Origin of the sequence: Brevibacillus halotolerans (assembly GCF_026891775.1) — a bacterium.
Classification (GTDB): Bacteria; Bacillota; Bacilli; order Brevibacillales; family Brevibacillaceae; genus Brevibacillus_B; species Brevibacillus_B halotolerans.
The window spans coordinates 12,977-33,265 of the sequence record NZ_JAPTNK010000011.1 but is presented as its reverse complement, the minus strand read 5'-3'; the positions used below and the strand labels follow the sequence as shown (position 1 = coordinate 33,265).

The 20,289-nt window shown below is 40.5% G+C and carries 10 protein-coding genes; 1 reads left to right on the top strand and 9 read right to left on the bottom strand.

From position 1 onward, the window contains the following. Positions 1–11: 11 nt before the first annotated feature. The 6 genes from O0550_RS14645 to O0550_RS14620 all read right to left on the bottom strand — a co-directional run bounded on the left by O0550_RS14645 (position 12) and on the right by O0550_RS14620 (position 4,618). On the bottom strand, positions 12–602 hold the full coding sequence (locus O0550_RS14645; RefSeq protein ID WP_022583913.1) for a nucleoside recognition domain-containing protein: 591 nt from the start codon (positions 600–602) through the stop codon (positions 12–14). Then, positions 595–1,767: a D-alanyl-D-alanine carboxypeptidase family protein gene (locus O0550_RS14640; protein WP_003341885.1), complete on the bottom strand. Its 1,173-nt coding sequence runs from the start codon at positions 1,765–1,767 to the stop codon at positions 595–597. The genes O0550_RS14645 and O0550_RS14640 overlap by 8 nt, the downstream gene beginning before the upstream one ends. Before the next feature lie 87 nt (positions 1,768–1,854). Then, positions 1,855–2,439 carry an SMC-Scp complex subunit ScpB gene (scpB, locus tag O0550_RS14635; protein ID WP_258426704.1) on the bottom strand — a complete coding sequence of 195 codons (585 nt, stop codon included), beginning with the start codon at positions 2,437–2,439 and terminating at the stop codon, positions 1,855–1,857. Continuing rightward, complete coding sequence (locus O0550_RS14630; RefSeq protein ID WP_003338467.1) at positions 2,429–3,190, bottom strand: segregation and condensation protein A; 762 nt, start codon at positions 3,188–3,190, stop codon at positions 2,429–2,431. The genes scpB and O0550_RS14630 overlap by 11 nt, the downstream gene beginning before the upstream one ends. Positions 3,191–3,222: 32 nt before the next feature. Beyond that, entirely contained in the window at positions 3,223–3,900 is a 678-nt protein-coding gene (locus tag O0550_RS14625; protein ID WP_003338466.1) for a site-2 protease family protein, read from the bottom strand. A gap of 139 nt (positions 3,901–4,039) precedes the next feature. Further along, positions 4,040–4,618, bottom strand: a complete 579-nt coding sequence (locus tag O0550_RS14620) for an HD domain-containing protein (protein ID WP_096887373.1) — start codon at positions 4,616–4,618, stop codon at positions 4,040–4,042. 605 nt (positions 4,619–5,223) lie between these two features. Between O0550_RS14620 and O0550_RS14615 the strand changes: the two genes are divergently transcribed. Then, positions 5,224–5,874 (top strand): YHYH domain-containing protein, encoded by a 651-nt coding sequence (locus O0550_RS14615; RefSeq protein WP_258426703.1) that lies wholly within the window; start codon positions 5,224–5,226, stop codon positions 5,872–5,874. Between the two features lie 163 nt (positions 5,875–6,037). On the opposite strand, the gene O0550_RS14610 is transcribed toward O0550_RS14615, so the two are convergent. From O0550_RS14610 to O0550_RS14600, 3 genes are all read right to left on the bottom strand, one after another. Continuing rightward, positions 6,038–9,130, bottom strand: coding sequence for a cyclic peptide export ABC transporter (locus O0550_RS14610; RefSeq protein WP_258426702.1), 3,093 nt, complete (start codon positions 9,128–9,130; stop codon positions 6,038–6,040). Positions 9,131–9,147: 17 nt separating this feature from the next. Beyond that, positions 9,148–13,650 (bottom strand): non-ribosomal peptide synthetase, encoded by a 4,503-nt coding sequence (locus O0550_RS14605; protein WP_003341896.1) that lies wholly within the window; start codon positions 13,648–13,650, stop codon positions 9,148–9,150. A 135-nt stretch (positions 13,651–13,785) separates the two neighbouring features. Further along, positions 13,786–20,259: an amino acid adenylation domain-containing protein gene (locus O0550_RS14600; protein WP_258426701.1), complete on the bottom strand. Its 6,474-nt coding sequence runs from the start codon at positions 20,257–20,259 to the stop codon at positions 13,786–13,788. Positions 20,260–20,289 lie beyond the last annotated feature (30 nt).

Genomic DNA, 20,289 nt, shown 5'->3' with positions numbered 1-20,289 from the left:
AGCTCCCTCCTTTAACGGGACTTGCGCTTGTAGCGCAGACGATACACACGATCAAGCAGCAGGGCAAAAGCTGTTGCAATAAAGGAGGCGAGCAACGTTGTACCCACGATTTCAAACGCATTCGTTGAACCATATTGCAAGCGAATGGCAATCATCGTAGTAGGAATCAGTGTGATGCTGGCCGTATTGATGGCAAGTAAGGTGCACATAGCAGGGGTTGCGATATCTTTGTGGGGGTTTAATTTTTGTAGCTCCTCCATTGCTTTAATTCCCATAGGAGTAGCAGCATTTCCAAGCCCGAGGATGTTAGCGCTCATGTTAGAGAGAATGTAGCCAATGGCCGGATGTCCTTTCGGTATGTCGGGGAAAAGCTTTTGTACAATGGGTGATAACCAGATTGAGATTAGCTGCAAAAGTCCAGATTTTTCGGCAATTTTCATGATCCCCATCCAGAAGATGAGGACGCTGAGAAGACCAAAACAGACAGTAACGCCTGTTTTGGCACCTTCAAATATTGATTGACTTATCATTTCCATACGTCCGTTTACAGCTGCTACGATCACACTGACTATAATTAATAATAACCATATGATGTTAAGCATCAGGTAATCCTCCCTTCAGCAATTGGGAGACATGCTTCCAGATACCACTTGGTGTTTTGTTTTGAAAGGTATCCGTTACTTTCATTTTTCGTAGGGTAAGTGGTATTTTACCAATGGAATGTTGGCCTAAGTATATCTCAACAAACCCAACATGCTCATTTACATCATGTTGACCTACCTGTTTTTGAAACAGTTGAACCTTTTTACTCACATGCTGCTCTTCTTCAGCTTTAAGCGGGTATGTAAAGTCAGCTAATGAAACCAACTCAACCTTTCCTTTGTCCTCCAATTTAATAGATTGAGGAGCATCACATTTTTCGCCCTTGTGAAGTAAAGAGCTTTCTTTGAACTGTTGAAAGCCATAATCGAGAAGATTAGCATGGTCATTCCAATCATCAGGTGCATTAAGCGTAATAACAGCAACTTGCCGTCCATCTCGGGTCGCTGATGATGCTAAGCAACGTTTGGCAAGCTTTGTATATCCCGTTTTAACACCATCTGCTCCGTCATAGAGATGGAGCATTTTATTTTTGTTTTGCAGCCTACGCTCCCATTTCTCCCCTTCCCAGGAAATACTTTTTACTTTCGTGGAGACAATCTGCTGAAACTGTGGATTTTGTAAAGCATAAGCAGATAATTTAGCCATGTCTACGGCAGTGGAATAGTGCTCCTTGCTACTGTCTAATCCGTGCGGGTTCATAAAATTACTTTGAGCCATGCCAATATACATAGCTTTTTCATTCATCATGGCGGCAAACCCTTCAATGGAGCCCCCTACCTGCAAAGCAATCGTAGCAGCGGCGTCGTTACCAGAACGAAGCATCAAGCCGTATAGCAATTCTTCTAGGGTCAGCTTTTCCCCTCTTTTTAAATAAATGGAGGAGCCTTCCACTCCTACGGCCTTGTCTGGTACCGTAACCACCTTTTTTATATCGGTTGCTTCTATTGCCACAATGGCTGTTAATGTCTTCGTCAAGCTGGCAATTCTCATTTTCTTGTTTCCATTTTTCTGGTACAGAATACGTCCTGATTTAACATCAATCACAGCTGCTGCTTCCGCCGAAACCTTAGGTGCTAGCGATGCCCATGCACGAGGTTGTGGGCCTAAATAGCTAACGCACAAAAGAAAAACGACGAGTACGCCGATTATTCGTTGGTATCTCATAGTGTCCTCCTCATGCTTGGTTTACAATGGGTTTGTACCAAGTATATGGAGACAAGACCTATGATATACCCCAATCTTAATCGGGTCCTAGTCGTTTCCAGCAGATTCCTTTCCGCGAAACAATTGAGCCATATCCTCATCCTGCTGATCAAATGAAAAATCAACTGGCGGTTCTGGTAAATCTGCAATTCCTTTCAAGCCAAAATACTCTAGAAATTCTTTGGTTGTGCCATATAAAATCGGTCGTCCGATCCCCTCTGCACGTCCCATTTCTTTAATTAAAAGCTTTGATGTCAGGGTATGTAACGCTTTTTCGCATTTAACTCCACGAATCTCCTCTACCTCAGAGCGAGTGATCGGCTGGCGATAGGCGATGATAGCTAAGGTTTCCAATGCCGCTTGCGATAAAGACGAGTGGGTAGGGGAAGTAGCCAGCTTTTCAAAATACATCATGTGTTCAGGCAAGGTAGTCAATTGATAAGCTTTCGCCACTTCCACAAGCTGAATGCCTCTTTTCGATCGGTAAAAGTCCCCCTTCATATCTTCGAGTAGGTCAACGACAACCTCCTCAGAAACCTCAATGATTTCCGCAATCTGCTTTGCATCTATCCCCTCATCACCGGAGATAAATAAAAGTCCCTCTATCACCGATTTTAATTTATCATAATCCATGTTCCGTTTCTCCCTTTCCCTCACTGATCAAGATGTCCGTAAATAATTGATTTTGAACACACGTGATAGCCTTTCCCTTCATCAATTCCAGTAAGGCAAGGAACGTTGTTACAATCTCAGTGCGAGTAACATTTGTGATAAACAATTGAGAGAAGCGAACATGCCCTCCTCCAACCTTAATGAGCTGACGAATCTCTTTCATCCGATCCTTTATGGATATTTCATCCCGTGAAACCTTGGCTACAGGCTCTTTTGTTTGCAATCTAGCAAACAATTTTTCTAACGCGTGAAGCATGTCAAATAGGGTTACGTTGGCAACTCCGGGCTCTTCCTCACGCACATATGGTGTTAAGTCTTCAGCCGGTCGAGTAAATACCTGACTACGCCCCGTCTCCATTTCGCGCAGTTGTTCGGCTACACGCTTGAATTTTTTATATTCCAATAAGCGTTGTACCAGTTCATCGCGAGGATCTTCCTCTTCACCATAATCATCGTGCAATGGCTCAAAATGTAACTCCTCTTTTTTCGGAAGCAGCGTTTTGCTTTTGATGGCCAATAGAGTAGCAGCCATGACTACGAACTCACTAGCTACATCCAATTGAAGCTCACGCATCGTATGAATGGTATCCAAATACTGTTCGGTAATCACAGCTATGGGTATATCATAGATATCTACCTCTGCCTTGTCGATCAAATGCAAAAGCAAATCGAGCGGCCCTTCAAACGAATCCAATTTAATACTATATGACAACGCTAATCCCGCCTTACTTCATTGCAATCATGTTATAAAAAAAGCTGAATAACCACATACCGAGTCGTGCTTTCAATCCAAGACCATACGATGTTGAGTGGTACGCTAAGCAATCCTCGCAACGGTGGCAAGAATACGATTAACAATAGCAGCCATGGTCCATATAGATCTAATTTATCAAAGAATCCACTGCATTTTTGAGGCAAAATATAACGCAGGATTTTAGAACCATCTAATGGAGCTATAGGAAGCATGTTAAACACTAACATAGCGCAGTTAATCACAATACAGTACTGCAAGGTTAAGGAAACTGCTTCTATCCCTTTGGCAGGCCACGAAGCCATCAAATCTACCCAGAATGGGGTCTGAATATAAAACCATAAAAACGAAAAGAAAAATGCTAATACTAGATTTATGAATGGTCCTGCTGCTGCAACATACACAATTCCTAAGCGTTTATTCCCTCTAAAATTATATGGATTAAACGGAACAGGTCTAGCCCATCCAAATGGTCCAAACAAAATCATCAGGAGTCCGAATGGATCTAGATGCGGAATTGGATTAAGTGTTAAACGCCCCTCATTTTTCGCTGTGTTATCACCCAATCGATAGGCAATAAACGCATGTGCCCATTCATGCATGGAAAAGGCAATCACGAACGCAATAACCCGGAATGGGAGCGTGTTTAGGTCAAAGTGAAATAAGCCCATGGAGCCCTCCTTCATTCTCTCTCTCTTGCACATTCCTTTATCGCAGGTCGCTTGTGCAAAAATACACTATTTCATTAGAATAACAGCCTTCAGAGAATGACACAAGTCCAAGCAGTTTCAATCAAAATTATTGAGAATTTCATTCCGCTTTATCTTGTTGGTCATTAGCCATCGCTTCTGTTTGAGAATCGTCTTCCTTTGCAGATTCACAAGAAGTGCTTTCTTCGTTTTTTTCTGCTAGCTCCGCTTGTGCTGGTGCACTGGCCTCCTGCCTTTTTACCTTTTGATTATTCTCATCATCAGCCTCTAATTCTTTAAGTGCACGCTTGTATTTTTCTATGCGAGCCAAATCATCCTCCGTAGGCTCAGCTATTCGAGTTAAATCCAAATTATCCTTGATATCGGCAATCTTTACAGCTCGCGCCAGTTGATTGTGTTTCACCCTTGTAATATAGCTGTCATATTCCTCTTTTGGATTTTTCGTAAGAATCATAACAGCCTCCACAACTTCCTTTGGAAACCCTGCTACTCGCAAATCATCCACAGTGACATCAGTATCCTCTAATACATCATGTAAAACAGCAACGGCTCTCGCTTCGTCCGAAGGCATGTACATCATAACGCGCAAGGGATGTAGTATATAAGGCTGTCCCCCTTTATCTTGTTGATTGGCATGTGCTTTTGTTGCTAATAGAACAGCTTCTACAGCCATATTCATGTGTAACTCCTCCTAAATACCTTCTTTATTAGATGAAATCCATGATTACAAAAATCATGCCTATTTCTTGTATTTCTACCCAAAACAGCCGTATTTGGCTGTATTCGGCATTATATTGTCGCAATTGTAGGGATAGGTTAAGTCAGCTTCGCTCAGACCATGAGAAGCTATATTATCAAGAGAGGTCGCCATTTCCCATGTTTTACCAAAGAATGAAATAACGATATACTAATTACCAATCTAACAATAAAGGAGTTGGGAAGACCCCATGGCACTAACGAGTACAGACCGTAGGAAATTAATGCTAGAGAACGACCTACACTCCCTCATCATGTTGGAGAATTCGCAAGGTCTAAACACTTATGAAAGCATCCTTCTAAAAAAACTAATTAAAGAATACCACGAGATGAATTACGAGTGCACCAAATAAGAGATGAATACCGATGATTGCGATACATCTGACCAAAAAAGAGGGGTACTGTCCCTCTCTTTTTTGCTGTATGCATTTCTATTTTTACTAGCAATATTTGAGCATAAATTCATAACTTTCCATTTTTTGGATTTATGTTATGATAGAATCGAGATTATTATAGGAGGAATGTTCTATGAAAAAAGCACTACTATTCTTTCTGTTCGTAACGATGCTAGCTGTTCCTTTCCAACAAACCTCTGCACATCCAGGTCGTACAGACAAAAACGGAGGGCATACCTGCCGCACCAACTGTGAAAAGTGGGGCCTTTCCTATGGAGAATATCATTACCATAATGGTGGTAGCTCCAGTTCAACCAAAGGTACATCTCCTACCAAAGCTAAAGCACCTAGTAAAAGCACTGCTCCCACCGCGAAACCTGCTGGAAAAGCCCCGGTCGTAGAGAGAAAAACCATCGTCGCAGTCGATCAAGCACCTGTCTATAGTGCTCCAGCAACCTCTGCTACTGTATCTACAACCCTCTGGTATGGCTATGAGGTAAAGGATAAAGGCGGTTCAGCTCAGTTTGCCTCCCTAGAGCAAGGCTATCTCTCTAAAACACTGCTAACCCAATACACTGTGATTAGCCCTAAAAAAGTAAGCATCCAAGCTGATAAAGGTTATTTCTATGCAACACCATCAACTAAAAGTAAAGCCCGTGGTTCTGCCCCGCTGCATGCTGAGGTGTCCGTTGTCGGAGAAAATCAGACTTGGTACTATGGTTCTAGTAAGGACTCAAATGGCAACGTGGTTGTCGGTTTTATCTCCAAAAATGTAGCTTACTAATGTCTGCTATAAATTTAACCCAAGTATGCCTTGATGCCTAATGATGAACCCTGTTGTCTACTACATACGTTTTCTGATTTGGTAAAGTAAGAGACTCACTTTCTGCTTAAGGCAGTAAAAAGTGAGTCTCTTTGCTGGCTTACCAAACTACCGCATCATCTGCTCAAACACTTACTGGGCTCTTCATTTGCCCCGCATCCATCTTAATCACCTTATCTGCCATGTGGAAGTATTGATCATCATGTGTAATGGCAATAATACATTTTCCTTTTTGCTTCATGTCTGGCAATAATACTTGGTAGAAAAAGCGCCGATATTCAGGATCTTGGTCAGCAGCCCACTCATCAAAAAGGCAAATGGGCCGATCTTCAAGATAGGTAATCAAAAGAGCAAGACGTTTCTTTTGTCCTGTTGAAAGCTTGGTTGTACTGAAAACCCCATTTTCCACTTTCACCTTATCCTGTAGCTCTAACACCTCTAAATAACGCTCAATCTCTTTTTCATTTTGCATAAAATCAATCCCATAAAGGCGATCAAACAAGTGGAAATCGCCAAAAATGGCAGAGTAATATTGATTCAATTGAGCATGTGTCACCTTGCTGCCATTGATAGAAATTTCCCCTTTTACCGGGGCGTACAGACCGGTTAGTAGCTTCGCCAGCGTCGACTTCCCACTGCCATTTCCGCCTGTAATAAAAATAATTTCTCCAGACGCAAATTCAAAATTAATCGGTCCAACGCTAAAGCCTCGCTCCTCTTGAGCTTCATAATCGTATGAAACATCCGTTACCACCATCCGAATGGGTTGCTTGATGCTCTCTGACAATATCACCTTATCTTGCTCTTTGTCCTTGGCTAAAGCTAGTTCTTGAATCATGTTAGTGATACGTTTCCAGCTAATACGAATCATCACAATTTGCGGGAGTCCATTTAATAAACCATTGACGGGGCCGGTCATATACAAGAAAACAAAAACATAGTTCCGCAGCATATTAACATCCATTTGTTTAAATATCTCAGGAAAGATGAATACGACACAACCGATGACGATAATAAACAGTAATTCTCCAATAATGAATACGTTGGCAAATTTAAGATCGCCCTCAGCACGCTTGTCCCGATATTCCGCGCAGCTTTCCTGAACGGCAAGATGAAATTCTTCACGTTTCCTTCTATGCAAGGTCAGTTCTTTACTTCCACTAGTCATATCGCTGATGAATTTGAAGAAAACATTCTGAATATCACGTGTTTTCTCCCACAGTTTATTTGCCTTCTCCCCAATCAGATAGTAGATCGCTGCAACAAGCCCGATGATCAGAGCGGAAAGTACAAATGCATAAAAATTCATGACTCCTAGATAAATAAAGCAACACACTAACGTGATTAGATTCGTCACACAAGTGATAATAATATTGATTGCTCGACTAATAACCTCTGTATCATTGTTTAGTGTTGCCTGAATACGGCCTTGCTCTATTTGTTCTAAGCTGCTAAAGCTAGTTTGAAGTAATTTATCAACCAATTCCATCCGTTTTTCATAAACTAATTGATTGGTTAATGTCACAAGACGTGAACGAAGTACCTTTTGACTTACAACATACATAAAAATCCCGATGATAAAATAAAACAATAAACCGTTAACTAGATTATTCGTTCTTACAAAGGCTTCATTTACAATGAAGATAATAAAGGCGTTACCAAAACCACTAACAATGCTTAGAACCATCAAGGAAAAATAGATGTTTTCCTGTTTTTTTTTAGAAAATAAGAGAAGTAATGAATAACATATATAGAGAACAAATGCTAATGTAACTCCATATATAGCCAGCATAATTGTCTCTGGAATCCACACTTTAATAAATTGCCACGTTAATTCCATAAACAGTAGGTTCGGCAAATAAAAAATGGTTAACGAAAATATGCATAACAACACCAAATGGAACAGTAGACCCACAATTACCTTCTTTTTTGTCACTTGAAGCTTTCGTTGCTTTTTCCCTATTTCAAGAAAAATACGGCCTAGTAAAAAAAGAATGGCGAAACAAACTGGAGCAACTACACAAATAATGGAAAACGCTAACTGGTCCAGTTTTTTATTCAGGTCGGAATGAATGGGGGGCACCTCTTTATCAAGAAGCATATTCATGATTCCCTGCCCGATATTAACTGTATAGGTACTGTTCATATTGGCTAATACAGCCACTCCGATTTGTTCAGTTGGACGAATGACAATAAACGAGCTAAACGTTGGATTACTTCCGGAGTGGGAAATCTCACCATCTCCACTTTGATAAACCTCCCAGCCCGCCGCATATGATGACCCACTGCTGCTAGGTTTTACCTTACGATCTGGCTCATGAGATGCTTTTATTAGATCAGGCTTAAAACTACCTGTGCTAGCTGCTCCGATTTGGATTTTCATCCACCGAGCTATATCTACTCCATTGCTTATGAGATAGCCTGCTGGCGTATTTCCCCGGAAACTAGGCGGATTGTATTGTTGAGGCTCTGTGAACCCTATCTTGTAGCCTGTGGCCTTTTGAGTCTGATCAACGTTTTGCTCACCAACATATGTATGTGAAAGCTCAAGAGCATGTAAGATATTTTGCTTGATATAGGTTTCAAAAGATTGTTTCGTAACCTTTTCTATTACCAATCCTAACACATCGTAATTGATAGTCGCATATTCATACCTTGTACCTGGTTCACGATTCAATTCCTGTGAAAGCAATGTTCGCACCGTTTTTTCAAGTGCATCCTCTTCATTACCTTCAGGGAGAAAACCTATCGATTTGAACGGAACTCCACTCGTATGATAAAGGAATTGTCTGATTGTAATAGGTTGAATCTTCCCTTTATAGGAAAGATTCAACCAAGGAAGATACTTTGTTACCGGGTCATTCAAATCAAGCAGCCCTTTATCAGCTAATTCTAAGACGGCAAGACCAGTGAAAGCCTTGCTATTTGATCCCAGTTCAAACAACGTTTCATTTGTAACAGGCGTATTGCTCAATATATCTGCGTAGCCAAAGCCCTTCTGATATATGGTTTTGTCTTTTTCCACGATGATGACCTGTAGACCAGGAATTTCAGCCGTATTCATTTGCTTTGTAATGAACGATTCAATCTGCTCTAAGCTTTGGGGTGATAGAGAAAGAGTAGCTGCACTGATTTGAGTAACTGGATACACGAAGAGAATAAAGGCAAGCACCCATGTCAAAAAAATGGGGAAGCTTAACAATTTTTTCATGTTCATCTGTTTCGTTTCCTTTCTTATGCGAATAAATCATCAAGATCATCTTGTGTGAGAGTAACAGTAGTAAAATCAGAAGGGGTAAAATCTCGTATCTCTTCTGACTGGCAGCAATGCTTGAGAATATCGTTTGTGCTAGTGATGATATTATCCAGAAATTCTTTCATGGCTACTCGCTGATAGTTGCTTTGACTGTAGGTAAGAGCAACATGCAATTTTTTCTCTTTGATCATGGCATTAATTTCTATGAGGTATGTCATTGGATTTTGTAAGGAGATATCCGTTCCCGTATCCTCATGTGCTAACGTAAGGTACTGGTTGTCCATTTGATTGTCCACTTCGCCTAAAAAGTTAAAACGAATTCGCTTATCTGAGGGCTGGGTAAGTGTACCTGTCAAATAAGAGAGAACTCCAAAGTCGATCCCTTTATTAGGGACAGTTCTGATCTGTTCCTTGAGATCTTTCATTACCTGAGCAATATCCCCCTGAGGAAGTTGCAATCTGACGGGATACATAGACGTAAACCATCCAATGGTACGCGATACATCGATTTCAGAAAATAACTGTTCTCGTCCATGCCCCTCCATCTCAAGCACTATGTCAGTTTCATTCATCGCAGATTTGATTGCTAAGCATACTCCCATGATGATGAGCTCATGAGCATGGGTTTGATATGCTCTGTTGGCGTTGCGTAGCAATTGCTCCGTTGACTCTATGCTAAACTCAGCATGAAGTGTTTCAGTATTTTGCAAAGATTCCTTGGTTTCGTTTTTTGTTTCATTTTGTAATACCGGGGCCCCGATTGCTTCCTTCCAGTATTGCTCATAGCGTAATGCTCCTGTTTTACTATAAGCATCCAGCTCCTCTGCCCATTTTTGAAACGAATGAGTTTTTGCTGGTAAATGTAAATCACGTCCTTCTTCTATACAGCCGAAAAGCAGCCCCATATCTTCTAATAAAATCCGCCACGAAACCCCATCTACTACTAAATGATGTGCCGTGAGTAACAACCTTGTCTGCCCTTCATCTAACAGGAACAATACTGCCTTAAGTAATAATCCCCCTTCTAGATCTAGACTGCTTTTCACCTGCTCACCCGTTTGTTTCATTTTTTTGAGCTGTTTATCAATAGGCATTCCCATTAAATTAACTGTTTGAACATCCACTGGGTGAGCTAAATGCTGCTCATTATAGTAGAGGACTTCTGCCTTCCCATCATAGTTCAGTCGTAACGTATCGTGATGATGGACAATTTTTGTGAGTACGTTACTTATTTGTTCCGTTGAAAATGTCTTTTTTAGTTGAAGCAGAACAGATTGATTCCAATGCTCGGGTTTACTTAGATTCTGTGAGAAAAACCATGCGGTGATTGGTGTTGGCTTAATTGTACCGCTCATCACAGTTTGTGGAGCCACAGGCTGTTGGTTCAATTCAATTGCTGCTGCAAGCTCATGTATCACTGGGAAAGTCATAATATCTTTCACGGTTGCACCCAGATTCATCTGGTTTAACTTACTAACAACCTGTATCGCTTTTATTGAATCTCCACCAAGAAAATAAAAATTAGAATCTACGGTAATTTCATGTGTCTGTAGCACTTCTTTCATGATTTTCATTACTATTTCTTCTGTATCGTTTGCCGGTTTATCGCCCACTTGATTAGCACGACTTGTAGCAAGCGGATCAGGAAGCTGATTGCGATCAATTTTTCCGTTTGAGGTTAATGGAAATGTATCAACCGTAACGAAATAGCTTGGAATCATATAAGAAGGGAGCTTGCTTGCTAGCTTTACACGCATCTCAACAATGGAAATATTCTCATCTGCAATCATATAGGCACACAGGTATTTGTGCCCGTTCTCCTCTAATCGATCAATGACCACAGCTTCCTTAACAGATGCGAAACTAGTTAAGCAGTTCTCAATTTCCCCTAATTCAATCCGGTATCCTTTAAGCTTTACCTGATGATCAATTCTCCCTGCATACTCTATATCTTGTGAAGGTAGCATTCTGGCAAGGTCACCCGTCTTGTACAGACGATATCCCTGCTTAAACGGATTGTCTAAGAAACGATCCTTCGTTAAATCCTCTCTAGCCAAATATCCTCTAGCGACTCCATCACCAGAAATATACAACTCTCCTGTAACACCATCAGGTACAGGCTGTAAATCATCATTGAGCAGGTAGATTTGTACGTTATGAATTGGACGACCAATTGGCACAGAACCCATCCGATCTATCTGCGGATTATATTCATAGATCATGCAGCCCACTACCGTTTCTGTCGGACCATACTCATTGTAAATGCAGATATCTCCGCTGAAGCTTTCATAGGTTTTAGCGGCAAGTGTTGCCTTCAGGTCTTCTCCACCAACGATAAGCCGCTTGATTACGGAATTGTGATTATCCCTGCTGCTAATTAAAGCAAGATGTGCTGGTGTGAGTTTAAGAATATTGACACGATTCTCGCGAAGAATTGTATCTAGCACAAATTCAGAGTCATTCTCCACATATACAATCACCTGATTTCCATTTAAAAGCGGAGCAAAAATAGAAGTAACGGTTAAATCAAATGCTAAGGAAGAATAGAGTGCAAAGGTTTCATCCTGAGTTTGTATGTACTTTTGTTTTGCCCAATGGATGTAGTTGACCAATCCTCTATGTTCAATTAATGTCCCCTTTGGTTTTCCTGTAGAGCCAGAAGTATAAATCGCATACACCAAGTCACTTGCTTGATTAAGGGTTGTAAGGTTTTGCGATTCTGAAGAATAGCTTGCTGGATCATCCAGACGAATAATCTCTCCCTTGAATCCTTCAAGATGTACATCTTCATTTGATAGTAAAAGCTTGGCCTGACTATCCTGCAAAATATATGAAACACGATCAAGCGGAAAATCAGGATCGATCGGCACGTATGCCCCTCCTGCTTTTAATACCGCCCAGATGCCCACAATCATCTCATACGAATGCCTCATATAAATGCCAACCAATTGATCTGGCCCTGCACCTTTTGCACGAAGGGTGCGTGCTAATCTGTTGGCTTGTTCATTTAGCTGAAAATAGGTGTAGGTGTTTTGTTGAAAACATACAGCTACACGATCAGGCGTTAACGCTACCTGTTCCTCAAAAAGCTGATGGATCAGCTTATCTTTTGGATAAAACGCATCTGTTTGATTTCGACCATACAAATGCTCATGTTTTTCTTGAGGACTTAAAAGAGAAACCTCCTTGATCGACTTCTCTGGTTGTTCTAAGAACTGTTCAAGCATGTACATCAGCCGATTGTGAATTTCTTCTATTTTTTCATTTGTATAATCACTGGTTTTGTAATCGTAGAATAAGGTAATTTCGCTCTCACTTGACCATTCTTTTATTACTAGCTGCAATGAATAAGCCTGATACCCACTATAAAACTCCAGATTATCTAAGCGAATCCCTTCCAGCTCATTAACTAGTCTTGTTCCATAATAATTCACACAAACTTGGAAGAGGCTATCATAGCCTTTTTTCTTCAGCTCCAAGTCACTAATCAACAGATCATACGGATATTTTTGATGAAAAAAATTACTTAGTATTTCATTATGAATCCGTTTAGATAAGCCTACTAATGTTTCCGTATCCTCTAGCACCATGCGAAATGGCATGGTGCTTGTAAACATTCCAAAGATATTTTTTTCTTTATTTCCCGAACGGTTAAGTACGGGGATACCGAGTATTTGATCATGATTTTGTTGCGTTTTGTACTGATAGAGTAAGACGAGCATGATAAACAGGGAATTTAGCGATAGCTTGTGACTAGTAGCAAACGTATTTATACGAGCTGACACTTCTTTATCAAGCTCAATACTCCTTCTCTTTCCTTCTACCTGATCTGAGCTTTTATTCAAAAAGCTGTCAGGGAGTGAATCGAATTTCTCATTCCAATATTTCTTATTCTTTTCAAAACGTGAGGAAGTTAAATATTTGTCCTCTTGTTGCAAAAAATCTAAGTATGAGGATTCAACCTCTTCTGCTAAATCGTGACCATTTTTTACTTTTTGATAAATACTGCTGATTTGATTTGTCATAATATTGATAGACCAGCCATCAGCAATAATATGATGTAACTTAACAAAATATCCAGTATATTTCTCGTGAGCTCGAAAAGTAGCAAAAGAAAACAACGGACGATCAACTAGCACAAAGGGCTTTTTAAACTCTGTCTCAGCCCATTTCAGTGCCTCTTCTTCGGCATGCTCCGAATGACTAAAATCGTAGAAAGGCACTTCAACATCATCCAGTTCTACCATGTATTGACTTACATTACCCTCATTTTCATGCATGTGAAGCCTTAACCCATCATGCTTCTTTATAAAAATCTTGATAGCCTGAGTAAGGCAAGCAATATCAACAGAGCCATTCATTTGAACGATTCCCCCGATATTGTACATGGAGGTGTGAGGATATGTTTTTTCTATGTACCAGATTCGTTTTTGCGGATGCGAAAGCGGAAAGTATTCATACGTAACGGTCAAAATAATCACCCTCACTTTCAGTATTTATAAATCTCTACTACTAAATCGCTACTGCTTTCCAAATCCATTTTCCACAGGGTAAGTAGAATCCCATCAGCGATAAAAAAGTTGTCAGTCAATCTCAAATGGTGAGACTCTTCTATCTCAGATCATCAGCTCGTTAAGGGTTTTAGCCATCTGCTGAACATGCGGCATTTCAAGCATCGTGTAATGATTCCCTGAAAAATATGCTGACTTTATCTGTCCCGTAGTAAATGGCTTCCAACGTGTCACCTCTTTACTCGTGGTAACCTGATGCCGTATCGATTCATCTGAAGCAAGAAATAGGTGCAGATCAGTGTCAATCTTCCCAGAAAGCCGATATTTGTGAATAGCCAATCCGTTCGTTGCATGAATGCGTAGTTTAGACAGTAACTCTGGTCGATACTCCTTGTCAGGAAACAGTTTTTGTTTGCATGCCTCTTCCCAGCAAAATCTCATTTTTTCTTCTTCCGCTACTGCTGCCAAATCCTCCTGATTTATCCCATTTAGAAGCGCATATAAAATGACAGCGTCCAATTCTTTATAACTCTGGTCTATCGAAATGCGCTCCGTATCCAGCAGCGGTAGACAGTCAATCATAGCCAGTAATTCGACCTGTTCTCCCTGCTGCTCTAATTGTTTAGTCATTTCATAAGCAACCAGGCCTCCAAAGGACCAACCAACTAGCTGAATAGGCATTGTTGGCGCGACTCGTCGAATAGAAGCGATATAGTGAGCAGCCATTTCTTCAACTGTTGACAGAGCATCCGCTTCCCCCTCATAACCAACAGCTTGAATACCATAAACGCTACAGTCACACTCTAATTCACGCGCTAAATGAGAGAATGTAATAACTCCTCCTCCTTGGCCGTGAATCAAGAATAGTGGAGGGACCTTACTACTTCCTTTTTTAAGCAAAATAACATTCTTGTCTAGGACAGACTCTCGCTTCTGTAAATGATCACATAAGCCTGCTATAGTCGGGGCCTTAAATAAATCGGACAAAGGCAGGCTGAGCCCAAAGCGTTGCGTAATCTGGTTAGCCAGCACAAACGCTTTAAGTGAATGACCTCCTAGCATAAAGAAATTGTCCATAATCCCAATCGGTGTAACTTCTAAAACTTCCTCCCACAACCGTACCATTTGTTCTTCAAAGCTGTTTCGCGGCGCCAAGTAGCTCTGTTCATTTCTAGGCATGTTCGCATTTGGTTCAGGCAAGCTTTTGCGATCGATTTTGCCATTGGGGGTTAGTTTGAATTCATCTACTGCAATAAAAAAGCTAGGGATCATATAATCAGGTAAAAAAGCAGCAAGCCATTGGTGTAGAATCTGTGTAGCATCTGGAGCTGAAGTCCAATCATTATTTTGAAAGACAACATAAGCACACAAATATGGAATGTCATAAGAATCTGTTCTAGTCATAACCAGTGCCGCTTTAACCTCTGGATGACGCAGCAGAAGAGTTTCAATTTCACCCAGTTCAACCCGGTAACCTCGAATTTTCACCTGATGATCGATTCTACCCAAAAACTCCAAATTCCCCCCCTCTGTCCATTTTGCTTTGTCTCCTGTTCGGTACATCAAAGTATTAGAATCAAAGGGGTTCGCTATAAAACGTTCATCTGTCAGCTTTGGCTGATTCAGATATCCGAGGGATAGCCCCTCTCCTGTAATCCACAGTTCACCAGTCACACCTTTTGGAACCAGGTGAAACTCAGAATCTAGAATATAAACCTGCGTGTTGCCTATCGGTTTACCAATGGATACATATTTGCCTGTTATCTCGCTTTTTTCATATCGGAAAGCAGTACAGCAAATGGTAGCCTCACTTGGTCCATAGCCATTGACGATACGCATATTAGGATGAAGTGACAGGTATCGTGCCAATACCTCATCCTTAATTGGTTCTACACCAACAAGCATTTTATGTAAGGCATATTGATCAGGTGATGCAAGGATCGTCTCATACAATTGGTTAAGCAGAGCTGGTGGTATGTAAGCTAACGTTACCTTTTCTTCCCGAATTGTTGTTGCAAGAAGCGCAACATCAAATTTCTGTCCATTAAAAAGAACAAGTGTTGCACCATTTATCAATGCCTGAAAAATTTCAAAGCAGCTAACGTCAAACGAGATATCTGTAGAGATGAGTACACGATCTAAATAACTAATTTCATCTAAGAATTCTTTATTCATGGCAGTGACGAAATGATGTAAGGCTCTGTGCTGAATCATGACCCCTTTTGGTTTTCCCGTTGAACCAGACGTGTAAATGATATAAACAAGATCATCTGCTTTCGCAAGCTTTGTGATATCTTCAACATTTTCGTCTAATGCTACTTCCTCTACACGAATCCATTCACCCTCAAACCGTAACTCTGGCAGTGGATGCTGATTGGTTACTACCAAGCCAACTTTACTATCTACTAGCATGTATTCAATTCGTTCTGTGGGATAATTCGTAGATATAGGTACGTAAACACCGCCCGCCTTTAAAATAGCTAAAATGCTGATAATAAGTTCGGGACTACGATCCATCATGACACCAATTGGTTGATTGCGCTTCACCCCTTTTAAGAGCAGATGCTTAGCAAGTCGGTTAGCTGCTTGATTCAGCTCTTGATATGACAGTTCGTTCCTATCCGAAACAACCGCAACGTGATCAGGATGCAATTTCACCTGACACTCAATCAAATCCATAATAGTCAGTTCTTTGTCATAAGAAATCGCCATTTGGTGATTGATGGCTAGCAATTCGTTTTTTTCTTCTTCACATAGGACTTCTATTTCTCCGATAGTTATCTCAGGTCTTATTGAAACTTTTTCCATTACTGTTATAAAATGTTTCAACATCTGCTTCGCTGATTCCTTCTTCCAGAGATCAGTGGAAAATTCCCAGGAAATCTGTAATTGATCCTCATCTTCTACAGCGACAACCGTAATATCAAATTTAGCAACTTCATGATCTTTCATGATTGGTTTGATTGTAATTCCATCTAATTCAACGGTCTGTTTCTCATAGTTCTGAAGCGTCAGCATCGTATCAAATAATGGATTTCGTCCCATATCTCTAGGTAGCGCAAGATTTTCTACCAATTCATCTAAAGAGTAATCCTGATGGTTAAACGCCTGAATGGTTTGTTGCTTTACTTCTTCTAAGAAACCCGTAAATGTTTTACTTGTAACGGGTTTATTTCGAATTGCTAATGTATTAACGAACATGCCGATTACAGATTCCAGATCGCTGACATTTCGCCCAGCCACTGCCGTTCCAACCACGATATCTTCCTGATTGCTATATTTAGCGAGCACAATGTTGTATGCAGCCAGTAGAAACATATAAAGGGTCGCCCCGTTTTTTTGACAGAGCTGTTTCATCGCTTCAAATTGTTTTCCCGATAACGTAGCAGTTACGATATCTCCCTTAAAAGTCTGGATTTTTGGGCGTATAAAGTCTGTTGGCAGGTTTAGAACGGGAAGCTCATCAGAAAATTGTGTTAGCCAAAATTGTTTTTGTTGCTTATACTCTTCTGATTGTTCCCACTTTTGCTGCCACATCGCATAATCTTTGTATTGAATCCGTAATGGTGGCAAATTCTGGTCGCGATAAGCTTTTTCAAGCTCAGCCATTAGTATGCTTATGGAGATACCATCCGAAATAATGTGATGCATATCAACAATCAAAAGATACTCATCATTAGATAGCGATACTACCCCTGCACGAAATAAGGGAGCCACTTCTAAATTGAAAGGCTGAAAGAATGACTCAATCACCTGCTTTTCTTCTACTTTTGTTTTTGTTTGAAATGATAGAGAAAAGTTGATGTTAGAATGAACACGTTGCATCGGTACATGATCAATCACATGAAACGATGTACGCAATGCTTCATGACGGTCGATCAGCGTTTGAAATGCCTGCTCTAGCTTTCTTAGGTGTAAATTCCCGGAAAACCGCCAGATCGTAGGCATATTGTAAGCTGTCTCTACGCCCTCAAATTGATGTAATAAAAATAAACGTCGTTGCATAGAAGAAAGTGGATAAAAGTCGCTTCTCTGTGAAATCTCAATTTGTCTTTCAACTCTTTGTTCTGACTGCTCAATCATTACAATCTGATCGCGAACGGTTGAATACAGAAAAATATCATTCAATGTGACATGAATCCCATATTTTTTACCGATTTTATGGGCTAATTTAATAGCGGTTAGTGAATGTCCACCCAGTTGAAAGAAGTTATCCGTTACCCCTATAGGCTCTCTTTTTAAAATATCTTTCCATATGAATACCAATTGCTTTTCCATCTCACTGCTTGGAGCTATGTAGGAATGCTGATCAAGCTTACATTCATCTGGTTTAGGTAAAGCATGACGATTGATTTTACCATTTGATGTAAGAGGAACCTTTTCTATTCGGATAAAAAGCATAGGAATCATATAATCTGGCACTTTCTGTTGTAGAAATTGACGCAGCTCACTTTGTCCCACTTCTTCATCAGAAAGATAATAACTGTATAGCTCATTTTCGTTTTGATCATTAGGAAATGCTAGTACAATTGCTTCATGGATGGACGGATGAGTGATTATATGCTTTTCAATTTCTCCTACTTCAATCCGATAGCCTCGGATTTTTACCTGCTGATCCATTCGGCCTAAAAACTCAACCTTCCCTGTCTCATCCCACCGTGCCAAATCTCCCGTTTTATATAGTCGTTCACCTGAATGAAAGGGGTGATCAATAAATTTTTCTCTTGTTAAAGCAGGCTGACCGATATAACCGCGGGCAAGTCCTTTTCCTGCGATGCACAATTCACCAGGTACTCCTATAGGAACAAGCTGCAAATCCGAATTGACAATCAAAACCTCCGCTTGAGATATTGGTTTACCGATAGTCGGACGTTTTTCAAATCTCTGCCATTCATCAAAGTTAATCTGTCCAGCCAACGTACCAATTGTAGCTTCTGTTGGACCGTAGTGATTCATGACAGCTGCATGTGGAAAGTAACTATGAAATGTCTGAACATCAATAGGCTGAATCGGCTCTCCTCCTGTCACTACTAGACGTAAAGCGGGCAAATAAGACGTATGTACGTCGTCCACGGCTTGTACTAGCAATGAAAATAGAGATGGAGTAAGTTTGATAAAACTGATCTGTTCCTTATTTATATAATTCAACAAGCTGTCAGGATGCAGATATGTATCTTTCGGTACAATATGTAAGGTACATCCAGTAAGCAATGCTGGAAAAAGACTTGTATATCCTAAATCAAATGCATAAGAAGATAAGAGCATTGTACTGTCGTCTTGGGTAATGCTAGCCTGCTTACTAAACCAAGTTACATAATTAATTAAGTTCCGATGCTCTACCATTACACCCTTTGGATTGCCGGTCGTACCTGAAGTATAGATGACATATAACAGATGTGCCGGTGTCTGACTTGGTGCAAGATTATTGGTCTCACCTACATATAACTCATCCTCATCTAGGTTTATTCTTTCTCCGTCAAATGCTACATCGCTTCCTCCTGTCTTTTGTGTCAAAAAGAAGCGCGCTTGACTATCGGCAAGGATATAGCTTATACGCTCGGAAGGATTTTCAGGGTCGATTGGAAGATAGGCACCCCCTGCCTTGAGAATACCTAATATTCCGATGATCATCTCTAAGGAACGCTCTACCATCAGAGCAATTACCTCGTCCTTTTCTATCCCTTTATCTCGTAAGTGCCGTGCCAATTGATTTGCTTTTTCGTTTAGCTGTCGATAGGTTATCTTTTGTTCCTGATAGACTACAGCTACTTTATCTGGATAACGTTCAGCTTTTTTCTCAAATACTTGATGAACTAATTGATCTGCTGAATAAGATTCAAGTGTTTGAGAAAAAGAAGTAAGCTGAGCTTTTTCTGCCTCATTCATTAGCTCGATCTCGCTGATGGTAATATTCACGTCTGTGACGATTGCACGCAGTATATTTATGTAATGAGACAAAAATCGTTCTAATGTCCGTAACTCATATACTGCCTGATCATAATGAAGTGTTACCTGAAGCGAGTGATCAGATTTTGAAAAAAATAAGAGAAGGTCTATCTCCTGAGCCATTACAAAATCTCGGTCGTGTATCCTGTCAAGAGCTACAGCTAGCTTGATAAAGGGAGAGGCAGAGCCCTGTGGATTTATATCCAATTTTTCATAAATATGATGAAGCGGATAATCCTGATTTTTGTAAGACTCCGCAAGAGACTGCTTTACATCCCTAATAAATTGCTTAGAGATTAGATGTGGGGCCGGATTCGAGACGATCGGAACCAGCTTGTTTGATGGTGAAAGATTTGGTGCGCCTACGCAAATTTCTGTTTGCTGGGTATATTTATGTAGCCAGATTTTTGCTGTTGCTAACAAAAAGGTATACAAAAGCAAATCAGAGTTTTTACAAACCTGCACGAGCCTGTCCGTTATTTCTTGTTCAATAGTTACTTGAAATGAAGCCTTACATTTGGTTTGACCGACGTAAGGATAGTCCGCGGGGACCATAGAAGGGATGAACTCATCGCCAAGCTTAGACAGCCAAAATTGTTCCTGTTCCATCACCCTATTGTTAAAGACTACCATGATCGTTATGAGCCACCTTCCCAAATCGTA